Raw genomic sequence first — 11,477 nt, 5'->3', positions numbered from 1 at the left:
TGCCCTTAATAACTTCTCCTTCATTCACTCCGGTGAAATCTTCATATCATGAAGATTGCTTGGCTTACTCCATATCCGGTTTTCAAGGTGCATCTCTTTCGTTTTCTTGCCCATCACCTCGCGGCGACAAGAACTAATATAACACGGATGAGAGACGTGATCAACCCCTTTTTTCAAAAAAAATTGAGCCCGGCATCATCGCCGCGCTCTTCTCATGGTTTCGAGCTCTTATATCATAGGGGGGTGCTTATACACGCTCTCCATCAACGACAACGGTCCAATTATGATCCACTTTCGCTTCCACCACTTTATGCTTAAGAATGTAATCGAGAATTAGCTCGGAGACTTCTGTCGGCACATCTTTTATGACCGGTCGATCCACAAACATTTCATAGCCGCCACCGCCACCTGCGCGATAGTTGTTCATGACGACCTCATACTCACCATCCATCGCAAGGGCTTCACCCTTATAACGAAGGTTAACTACCCGTTGCCCTGGCGGACGGGAGATATCTAGCTGATAATCAATCCCTGTCCACATGTCATAATTGTAGTGCTCCGGTTTCGGGAATAGAAATTCAGGATTAACAACCGGTGAGCCCTTTTCATCCAATCGGAAATAATCAGCCGATCGTTCAAGGGCATCTTTGATGTCTTGTCCCGTTAACCGAAGTACCCGTAAGGTATTGGGATAAATATAGTTGGCGACCACATCCCGCACAGTAACATTGCTCCCCAACCCCGGAGCATGGTTATCAAAGAGTGCCGTATTGGAAATCGGAGCATTTGAAGCGTCCATCTGGACATGATTGAAAAATTGAATCAGTGGGTTTGCTTTTAATCGAATCGCCATCGGATCCGTCACTCGCATATCCCCTTCGATTTTTCCAATCGGTTGATCCAACCACTCCTGGACTGCTTCTTCATAGGGCTCCACCAGGGAGAGCACTTCTGGATCCGCAACCGTTCCTTCAATAGAAGTTAACTCGGGTGTTTTTTCTTTTACCAACCATCCATCCACCGTTTTTTCAAGACAAATGGTGATCTTTCCTAAATGAGTCCCTTGACTTCCTGGTTGAATAATGGTGGTGTTATTGGGTCCTACTCCTGTAATCAGTCGATGTTGATGCCCTGTCAACAATACATCGATATCGGGAATCTCTTCGCATAACTGCCACCCTTGGTTTTCTCCAGTCAACGCCTCAATCGGTTCCCCTGTCTCCAAATCCCGTTCAAGCCCTCCATGGTAAGAGACAACGACGAGGTCGGCTCTCTTTTCGTTCTTTAAGAATGCGACCCACTTTTTTGCCACCTCCACCGGGTCAGCAAAATTAATTCCTTCAATATGAGCAGGATTTTCCCAACGAGGGATAAAAGCAGTCGTGAGTCCTAAAATCCCTACACGGATCCCGCTTGGTAGCTCTTTGATTAGCCACGGTTTTCCAAATACAGGTTCGCCTTCTTCATTGAGAATGTTGGCAGACAACCATGGGAAGTTCGAATTCTTTACGACTTGATCTAGCACTTCACGTCCATAATTAAATTCATGATTGCCAAAAATGGAAGCATCCACATTCAGTTCATTGAGCGCTTTCACCATCGGGTGGATACGATTTCCACCAAAACGTGCACTATGATAGGCAAGAGGAGTCCCTTGAATAAGATCCCCATTATCAATCCAAAGTGTCGGCTTGCCACTTTCTCTCTCCCGACGAATCAAAGTAGCAATTTTTGCTAATCCCACTTGAAACTCTTGGTTATTTGCATAGTGGATCGGTAGCACGTTTCCATGCACGTCACTCGTCTCCAGAATCGTTATTTCCTCGTATTTTTTTACCTCTGTCAAATTGTTTCCGCACCTTTCTATCTGGGCCAATTTTCCTAGTCCATTTCTTCACCTAGAAAATTATATCAAATCTACATATCTAGTAGTTATGGTAGTATGGTATATTGTAAAATGGTAGTACTCTTCGCACAATTTATCTGGGGGGAAATGACATGTTTAAACGCTTCATTGCCACTGGCGCAACGGTTGCTCTTGTGGCGGGTCTGCTAGCAGGCTGTGGATCTGATGCAGGGAAAGGCGAGGCTTATAAGCCGAAGGAACTAAAAGTGCAGTTTGTACCATCCCAAGCTGCTGATACACTAGAGGCTAAAGCAAAACCGTTGGAGAAGCTTCTCAAGAAAGAACTTGGTATTCCCGTAAAAGTAAGCGTATCCACGGACTACAATACCATCATCGAAGCCATGGCATCTAAACAGGTAGATGTAGGTTTCCTACCACCAAGTGCCTATGTTATGGCTCATGATCAGAAGAAGGCAGCTAATGTCTTACTTCAATCCCAACGCTTTGGCGTAAATCCAAAAAATGGTCAACCGACCGACAAGCTTGTCGATAGCTATGAAGCATATATCATCACAAAGAAAGATTCCAAAATCAACTCCTTAAAAGATCTTAAGGGCAAGAAAATGGCTTGGCAAGATGTATCCTCTTCAGCTGGATATGTATGGCCTGCTGTTGAAATGAAAAAAGCAGGTGTTGACCCACAAAAAGATGTCACAGGTGTTACCTTGAAAGGCCATGACCGTGCAGTAATCGCTGTACTCAACGGTGAAGTCGATGCAGCAGCTGTTTTCGGCGATGCTCGTAACATTGTGGTAAAAGATTACAAAGACGTATTTAAGAAAACCAAAGTAATTCACCGCTCTGAGCCGATCCCAAATGACACCATCAGTGTTCGTTCGGACATGGATAAAAAGTGGGAAGAGAAAATCAAACAAGCATTTATCAATATTGGTAAAGACAAAGAAGGCCATCAAATCATCAAAGAAATCTATACGCACGAAGGATATGTTCCTTCAAGCGATAAGAACTTCGGTGTCGTTCGCGACTACGAAAAAGCCGTCGGCCAGTACTGAGACTTGTGAGTCTCAAGAGATCGTTCGAGGGTTTCTATGAACGATCTCTTTTTCTTTTTATACGAATTCGCAAAGAGTAGGTGACAGCTATGATTGAGATGCAAAATGTTTCAAAGATGTACCCAAACGGGACCATCGGCCTCAAAGATATTAACCTCTCCTTCGATAAGGGCGAATTTATCGTTATTGTCGGTCGTTCGGGTGCAGGGAAGTCTACCCTCCTCCGCTCAATTAACCGCTTACATGAAATTAGCGAAGGAGACATCCGCATCGACAACCGTTCCATCACGAAAGCCAAAGGAAAAGAATTACGTTCCATTCGTCGTGATGTAGGGATGATCTTTCAAAACTTTAATTTAGTGAAACGCGCCACGGTCATGCGCAATGTCCTCTCAGGTCGTGTAGGCTATCATTCCACGCTGCGCACCGTATTGGGTCTCTTTCCAAAAGCTGATCAACAATTAGCCTATAACGCGCTACAACGGGTGGGCATCGGCGAAAAAGCTTGGACTCGCGCAGATCAGCTTTCCGGCGGACAACAACAACGCGTTTCCATCGCCCGTGCTCTGGCACAGGAAGCCAAAATTATTCTAGCAGATGAGCCCGTAGCATCCCTTGATCCCATGACTACCCGGCAAGTGATGGACGATTTAAGACGGATTAACCAAGAACTTGGCATCACCATGGTGGTCAACCTTCACTTCATCGACCTTGCACGAGAATATGCTACACGCATTGTAGGTCTTCGCGCAGGAGAGCTCGTCTATGATGGACCCGTTGAAGAAGCGACTGATGAAGTATTCTCTAATATTTATGGTCGTGAAATCAAGGACGACGAACTATTGGGAGAGACGGACGGATGATGACTGATAGCAACCGCCATATAAAGAGGACAAAAACAGGCCTGACGATCCTAATATTGGTCTTACTTTGTTGGGGAAGTGCTGTTCGCACGGATGCATCCTTATCGAGTTTAATGACTGGGATTCCACAAATGGGGGACCTTTTGATTGAAATGGTTCCACCGGATTGGACCTTTTTTTCTCATATTTTCGATGCAACATTGGATACCATTCGCATGGCCCTCATTGGGGCAACCCTTGGTGCAATCTTAGCTTTCCCACTCGCTCTTTTTTCTTCCAGCAATTTGTTTCCACAGTTTATTGTGGCTCCGGCTCGCTTTATTTTAAATATCCTACGGACGATTCCAGACTTACTATTAGCCTCAATCTTCGTTGCCATTTTCGGCTTGGGAATCATTCCAGGGATCCTAGCTCTTGCCATTTTTTCGATGGGGATTGTGGCAAAGCTTACCTATGAATCAATTGAAGCGATCGATGCTGGTCCCCTTGAAGCAATGACCGCTGTTGGGGCAAATAAAACTCAATGGATCACCTTTGGCGTGATTCCACAGATTGCTGCACCCTTTGCTGCCTACTTTTTGTATTCCTTTGAGATCAATGTCCGGGCAGCCGTCGTACTGGGTCTAGTTGGAGCAGGAGGAATCGGTGACTGGTATAACCGCACCCTAAATCTGCTCCAATACGATAAAACCTCCTCGATCATTCTTCTGACTCTGGTCGTTGTCATCTTGATCGATTACGTCACTACCAAAGTACGGGAGCAATTGCTATGAATACCAATATTGATACCTCGTTGCCACAGCCACCAAAGAAGAAGCGTCTCAAAGGAATTATTATCTTTGCTCTAATCGTAGCCATCTACGTATGGGCTTTCTCTGGCGTTCCTCTTGCTTCCATTCAAGAAACGGCAGGACAGGTTCTACGGTCCATAACGAATGGGCTATTTCACCCTGACTGGGATTATGTCTACCTGCCTGATGGTGAGGATTTGTTACGGGGATTGCTTGATACGTTAGCCATCGCTGTCCTTGGTACTTTCATCTCGGCAGCTCTTTGTATTCCCTTTGCTTTTTGGGCTTCCAATAACATGAACCGATTACGCCCAGTTGCAGGAATCGGCAAATTTACACTTAGTTTCATACGGACTTTTCCAGAGCTCGTATTGGCCATCCTATTTATCAAGGCTGTTGGCCCGGGTTCATTCGCTGGGGTATTGGCTCTTGGCATCCATTCCATCGGTATGCTAGGAAAACTTTATTCCGAAGCGATTGAAACAATTGACCTCGGACCCACTGAAGCGCTCATTGCCTCAGGTGCTTCTCGCTTTCAAGTACTCTGGTTCGCGGTAATTCCTCAGGTGATCCCAGCCTTTATCTCCTTTGCGCTCTACCGTTTTGAAATCAACATTCGTTCGGCGTCGATTCTCGGCATTATCGGGGCGGGCGGGATTGGTACACCGTTGATTTTCGCCTTAAATTCGAGAGACTGGGATCGAGTAGGGATCATTCTACTCGGGATTATCATCATGGTCATTATTATCGATGCCATCTCTGGTGCAATACGAAAACGGATTGTTTAACACCCTGAGACACTAAGAAAAGGTGACGGGAAACCCCGTCACCTTTTTTTAATTCCTTAATTACTGTCTGAACCCGTGTAGCTACCTCCTTTAAAGGTAGATGGATCCCACCACTTATATCCTTCTGCAGGAGTTGCCCAGGGTTCACTCTTCGGTTCCGTTGAAGTGCTTGGATCTTCGATATCAATTAATGGAGTGGCATTGTCCAATTCTAGCCCATCCACTTGATCAAAGCTCGTGTAGGATTCTTTCTTCCCTAACCAGCTGATTAAATTAACGAGTAGACTTCCATCATCCTCTTCTTTAAAGCCATCATACGTCTTCTTGCTATCACCCGTTTCTTCGCGCTTGTACTTCGGTGTCGCATCCTCTACAGGAGAAGAGTCACCAATAAAGGCGGCTTTTCCTTCCCCTCTTTTTGCAATCGCAACAAAAGGCCCTTCATCTTGGCCCCCACCATTATAAACCCCTTGATCCACTGCATAATTCCACTTTTGATCCGTCTGAGGCAGATAGACAATCCCCTTTGCCTGGTTGGGATCCGTCACAGCGAGTGTCGAACCTGCGTGCATCGCTACACCATTAACTCCCTCGGTAATGCCAAAGGATTGATCTTCATCGACAATGTCCTTCGCCGTGATGTCTCCAAGAGCATTGTAACGGAATCGAATACCAAAGTTCTTAGACAACCAATCCGTAGAGGAAACATCTGTCATCGCTTCAGAGGAAGCTTCATCATCACTCATCCCCTTAGTCGGTTCACCAAAGGCTCCCCGACGGTAACCATTAAGGATTTCGGATGCATCCCAACGGTTTTTATTTCGATCGGCGTTGTAGTGGTCCGCAATAAAGAAAATTCCGCCACCATGATCCGCAAACTTAATTAAGGCTTCTTGTTCGGAGGCTTTTAGCGGGATATTGGGTTCTCCCATAATAAAAACATCTTGATTTTCAAGATCATCATAAGTAATAGGCTCTTGTTTATTTAGCTGATCAACCTCATATCCCTTCTCCATCAATGCACCTGCAAAGTCCGAAAACCCACCATTGATGACCCAGTCAGCAGCACCTGCTGTCTCCCCATGGGAATTATCAAACAGTACTTTGATGGCCTCGTCTTGGGTACTGCTTTTTTGGCTAGGCTCAGCCCCGATCGTCCCTTGTAAAATTGCGAATACAGGAATGGCTAAAATTGCGGTTACCAACATCAATTTCTTCATGAGTCTCCACCTCGATATAAATAAAATAGTATGACATACTTTCCTATTGTAACACGCAAAATGACCGAAAGGAGCGGTTTTTTTCAACAGTCTGAAATTAGCAATAATTTTCTCATTTGTAACCTTAATAGTAAATTTAAACCTATAAAAAAGTAATATTTATTTACTACACTTAGATAAACACCCATTTTAAGGGCTATATTAGCTAGTTATAGAGGGAACAGCCCTTCCGATTTTTTGTTGATTTTTACTTATAAAAATACACATAAAAAATAAAGTATAGCCTTATCGATGATTTTTCGCATCCATAAGGCTATACTTTTTATAACGCTCTCATAATTAACCCTTGGCTTCAGAGGGGCGATAGCTTCCGTTCTGAAAAGTGGCTGGATTCCACCACTCATACCCAGGATCTGGTTTTGCCCACGGTTCTTTCTGCGGCTCTACTGACTGTTGGGGATCTTCAAACGGATGGAATGGAGAAGGTTTATCTAACTCAAGTCCATCCACCTCATCCAAGGAGTGATACGCTTCTTGTTTACTTAACCACTCGATCAGTTGAACCAACAGTGTTCCATCATCCTTTTCTTTAAACCCATCGTACGTTTTTTTCGGTTCCCCATTATCTTCTCTGCGATATTTTGGTGTCGCATCTTCTACTGGGGAGGAATCACCAATAAAAGCGGCCTTTCCTTTCTCCCGTTTGGCAATCGCAACAAACGGCCCTTCCTTTACCCCTCCCCCATGGTATACTCCTTGATCAACCGCATGACCCCAACGCCGGTTTGTATGGGGAAGATAGACAATCCCCTTTGCCTTATTAGGATCGGTCACTGCTAACGTAGCTCCTGCATGCATCGCAACCTCCTTTACCCCTTCTGTAATACCTAACGCTTGATCCGGAGGGACAATGTGATTCGCAGTTACATCACCGATTGCGTTGGTACGAAAGCGAATGCCAAAATGGGTAGCTAACCAGTCAGAGGAGCTCACTCCTTTCATGGCCTCGGACTGCCTCTCTTCTTCTGACATCCCTTTCCCTGGATCGGTATAAGCTCCTCGACGGTAACCGTTAAATATCTCTAGAGCATCCCAACGGTTTTTGTTGCGGTCTGCATTATAGTGATCCGCAACGAAAAAAACCCCCCCACCTTGATCCACAAAGTGAAGCAACGCATCTCTTTCCGTATCCTTTAAAGGAAGATTGGGTTCCCCCATCACAAACACATCATATTCATCCAAATCACTCTCCGTAATGGGGGTGCTTTTTTCAAGCTGACTCACCCTATATCCCTTCTCTTTTAGCGCATCAGCAAAGTCGGAAAAACCTCCATCAATTACCCAATCTGCTGCACCTGCTGTTTCTCCATGGGTGTTATCAAACAACACTTTTTTTTGCTTGCTAGAGGAGTCGTCCATATTCATGGTTGATCGGAACCAATTCGTTATGGAATCGTGTCCACTCGCTGTAAAGATACCCACCAAAAAAACAACCATCACAACCAAAAGAGGTACTCCTTTAACCCTTTGCAATTGCGCACGCCTCCTCAATCTCTATACACAGAACACCTTGGACCTTATACTTACGCGTCATTTCCTACATGTGCTCCTCTTCCCCACTCGAACCCATTCTCCCTGACTGTTCAATATCCCTCTTCTAGCACCTTAGTGAAACCGTCGAGTAACGTCTTCTTTTCTTCGTTAAACCACTTCTTTTCAATTTGTTATTTAATGTACAAATATTAACAATTAACTTAAGCATAGCTGTTATAGACTGTTTTTTTAAGCTTGTAAACCCTTTATTAAGGGTGCTATAGTTAGATTGAATATTCTAACTAATAATCGCGAGGTGACACTATGCATTGGGTATTGGTATTCTCAGTAGGAGTAGGTACACTCTTGTTACTCTGGCTCTGTCTGAATCAAATAAAACAGAGAAGCAGGTCTCTTCTCTACCCTCTATCTTTTTTGCTGAGCATCACACTCTCACTTTCTTTAATTGTCGCACCTGTGAAAGCGCTTTCAATTCATGCTCAAGAAGCCAATGAAGGTGGTTTTTACAATATCCTGCCGCCTGGTCAACAAAGCCTCGTGACTTTAACCGACTACCTTGGCAATACCATCTTAAAAAAGTATCCAAAACATTATAACGATCAAGTAAAGATGTATGATTCCCTCAGTAAACAATCCCCCACACTCACCGATAAAGATATCCCTACTTACTACAAAGAAGCTTCCTTAGGTGCTCCAGACAAGCCAGAAAAAACTTATTCGCCAAAAAAAGATCTAACGATTACCCGGGATCATTTTGGCGTTCCCCATGTCGAAGGAAAAACCCGGAATGCTACCTTTTATGGAATTGGCTATGCCTCCGCAGAGGATCGACTCTTTTTAATGGATGTACTTCGCCATTTGGGTCGGGCTCAATTAAGTGAATTTGCTGGGGACACTGAAGAAAACCGGGCAATGGACGCTGAACAATTAAAAACATCCCCTTATACCGAAAAAGATTTAACCAAGCAAGTTGAACATATCTGCGCCCAAGGCGAAGAAGGAAAACAAATTTGCCAGGATATGAATAATTATGCCGCAGGTGTCAACGCGTATATTAAGAAAGCTCGTTTAAATTGGTCCTACCTCCCTGTAGAATACTTAGGTCTACTGAAAATTCCACAGGATTGGAAAGCCGAAGATTCCGTCGCCATCGCCAGTTTTGTAGGAGGTGTATTTGGGAAGGGTGGGGGCGAAGAAGTAAATAGTGGAAAATTCCTTGCTCAGCTCCAGAAAAAGTTTGGCGAACCCGAGGGTAAAAAAATATGGGCAGAATTCCATAGTGCGAATGACAAAGAAGCACCAGTAACCACCCAACAATCATTTCCTTATAATAACCACCCTTCCCCAGACCCAAAATCCACAGCCGTTCTCGATCTATCCACAGTCAACAGCACCCTATCACAACTTAAAAAACCGAAGCCGATCGCAGATGGACCCTTCGGACCGATGAATCTTCGCACACCCGAAAGTATGAGCAACGCGATTTTAGTTGGTAAGGAACATACGCAAGCAGGTAAACCCATCGCAGTTTTCGGACCGCAGACTGGTTATTTTAATCCACAACTCTTGATTGAGATGGATATAAAAGGGCCTGGTATTCAATCGCGTGGGGTTGCCTTCGCAGGAATTAATCTCTATAACCAAATGGGTAGAGGAAAAGATTTTGCCTGGTCAGCCACCTCATCCGAAGCAGATAATACCGATCAGTGGATACTTAAATTGTGTGAACCGGATGGCAAGGAGCCTTCCATGCAATCGGATCATTACCTATACAAAGGGCAATGCATCCCCATGGAGACTTTTACCCACAGCCAATCCATGAAAGTGTTAGATAAGAAAAAACCTACATCGATCAAAAAGCTTTTCAAACGTTGGAGGCATACCTCTCCCAAAAAAGCCTTTAACAAGATCAAAGGGGATACCCATTCCAAATTAACAACGCAAAAAACTACTGTTCAACGAAGTGTATATGGCCCTGTCATTGCAAGGGGAACCGTCGATAAGAAGCCTGTAGCGATTACACTTCAACGATCAACCTATCAAAATGAATTAGGCAGTACCTTTGGCTTTAAGAAATTAAATGATCCTGACTATATGAAAATGGGTTCATCCGCCTTTTTAAAGGCAGTTGATGGAATTGACTTCACCTTCAATTGGTTCTATATCAATAACAAAGACATTGCCTATAAGCATTCAGGCTTACTTCCTATTCGGGACACGCGTACCAACCCCTATCTACCCAGTTGGGGAACGGGTGAGTATGATTGGACAGGAAAATACCTCTCCCCTGATAAACAACCACAGGAAGTGAACCCGGCTCAAGGATACTTTGCCAACTGGAATAACAAACAAGCTCCCAATTTTAGTGCAAGTGACAACAACTACAACTATGGTTCGGTCTATCGTTCCCTGTTATTAGAAAAACGTTTGCAGACAGCGATCGCTGGTAAAAAGTTGACCCGCGCAGATATGGTTAATGTAATGCTCGATGCAAGTACTGCAGATTTGAAGGCGCAGGAAGTGTATCCTTATGTACTAAAGATCCTTGGCAACAATGCACCCAATGGTAACCAACAACTACAAGCAATCCGGGATCGACTCGCCAATTGGGTAGCTAGCGGAGGACATCGTCGTGATATTGCTCCTAAAGATGGTAAATATGATGATGCGCCTGGTGTTGCCATTGGTGACGCGCTCTTTAAACCCTTGGTGGATGAAGTCTTCACTGATATGGACGGTATTCAAGCTCCAATCTCCCCCGATGAGCAATTAAAAAGTAAGATTGAAGATTCTCCCACGCAACATTTGGGATCCGCTTTTCAAGTCGGGTACTATCCCTTCCTGCAAAAGAATTTACGTCAAGTGCTAGGCGAAAAGGTGTCCGATCCCTGGCATCGAACTTATTGTGGGAATGGTGATCTAACAGCCTGTCGCAATACGCTTTGGAAAGCTCTCTCAACAACAAACGACCGTTTAACCAAACAGTATGGTAGTTCCGATATCAACAAATGGATTTATGACGCAAAACAAGATGCGATTCAACAAAGCACCTTAGGTGCTCTCACCATTGATGATATGAACTGGGTAAATCGCCCCACTTTCCAACAAGTTGTTCAAGTCGGTGCACCCCATCCGTAATCCAGCAAAAAAGAGAAGGGAGTCCCTTCTCTTTTTTCAATAAAAAACACAAAAAAGAGAGCGCCTGTGTGTACAGACGCTCTCTTTTTTATTGCATTCCCTGAAAACTAAAGAGCGAAATCATGACCTGTTCAAACGTTCATGTATTGTATCCAATACGGATACTCCATAGAAAGGAGGTGATCCATCCCCACCTTCCGGTAG

General features: G+C 44.4%; 7 protein-coding genes and 1 pseudogene. 5 read left to right on the top strand and 3 right to left on the bottom strand.

The annotated features are described in order from the left end of the window. Window positions 1-247 precede the first annotated feature (247 nt). Entirely contained in the window at window positions 248-1,846 is a 1,599-nt protein-coding gene (locus CHX35_RS17140) for a bifunctional metallophosphatase/5'-nucleotidase (RefSeq protein ID WP_176392165.1), read from the bottom strand. 152 nt (window positions 1,847-1,998) lie between these two features. Here CHX35_RS17140 and CHX35_RS17135 point away from each other — a divergent pair, with 152 nt between their 5' ends. From CHX35_RS17135 to phnE (CHX35_RS17120), 4 genes are all read left to right on the top strand, one after another. Further along, the gene (locus tag CHX35_RS17135) at window positions 1,999-2,919 is read left to right on the top strand and encodes a phosphate/phosphite/phosphonate ABC transporter substrate-binding protein (protein WP_091839997.1); all 921 of its coding nucleotides are present in this window, start codon (window positions 1,999-2,001) and stop codon (window positions 2,917-2,919) included. Between the two features lie 89 nt (window positions 2,920-3,008). Then, window positions 3,009-3,782 (top strand): phosphonate ABC transporter ATP-binding protein, encoded by a 774-nt coding sequence (phnC, locus tag CHX35_RS17130; protein WP_091839994.1) that lies wholly within the window; start codon window positions 3,009-3,011, stop codon window positions 3,780-3,782. Beyond that, entirely contained in the window at window positions 3,779-4,555 is a 777-nt protein-coding gene (gene phnE, locus CHX35_RS17125) for a phosphonate ABC transporter, permease protein PhnE (RefSeq protein WP_091839992.1), read from the top strand. The genes phnC and phnE (CHX35_RS17125) overlap by 4 nt, the downstream gene beginning before the upstream one ends. Beyond that, window positions 4,552-5,361, top strand: a complete 810-nt coding sequence (phnE, locus tag CHX35_RS17120; protein WP_091839989.1) for a phosphonate ABC transporter, permease protein PhnE — start codon at window positions 4,552-4,554, stop codon at window positions 5,359-5,361. Before phnE (CHX35_RS17125) ends, phnE (CHX35_RS17120) begins: the two co-directional genes overlap by 4 nt. Window positions 5,362-5,438: 77 nt before the next feature. Here the strand turns inward: phnE (CHX35_RS17120) and CHX35_RS17115 are convergent. Then, window positions 5,439-6,581, bottom strand: a pseudogene (locus CHX35_RS17115) (hypothetical protein); the annotation flags it as partial. Window positions 6,582-6,920: 339 nt separating this feature from the next. Continuing rightward, entirely contained in the window at window positions 6,921-8,114 is a 1,194-nt protein-coding gene (locus CHX35_RS17110) for a DUF4350 domain-containing protein (protein ID WP_091839984.1), read from the bottom strand. Between the two features lie 324 nt (window positions 8,115-8,438). Between CHX35_RS17110 and CHX35_RS17105 the strand changes: the two genes are divergently transcribed. After that, complete coding sequence (locus CHX35_RS17105; protein WP_091839981.1) at window positions 8,439-11,273, top strand: penicillin acylase family protein; 2,835 nt, start codon at window positions 8,439-8,441, stop codon at window positions 11,271-11,273. The last annotated feature ends 204 nt before the right edge of the window (window positions 11,274-11,477 follow it).

This window comes from Marininema halotolerans, assembly GCF_900116235.1.
GTDB lineage: Bacteria > Bacillota > Bacilli > Thermoactinomycetales > DSM-45169 > Marininema > Marininema halotolerans.
Note: the sequence above shows the minus strand (reverse complement) of the source record. Positions and strands in the feature narration are given on the sequence as shown.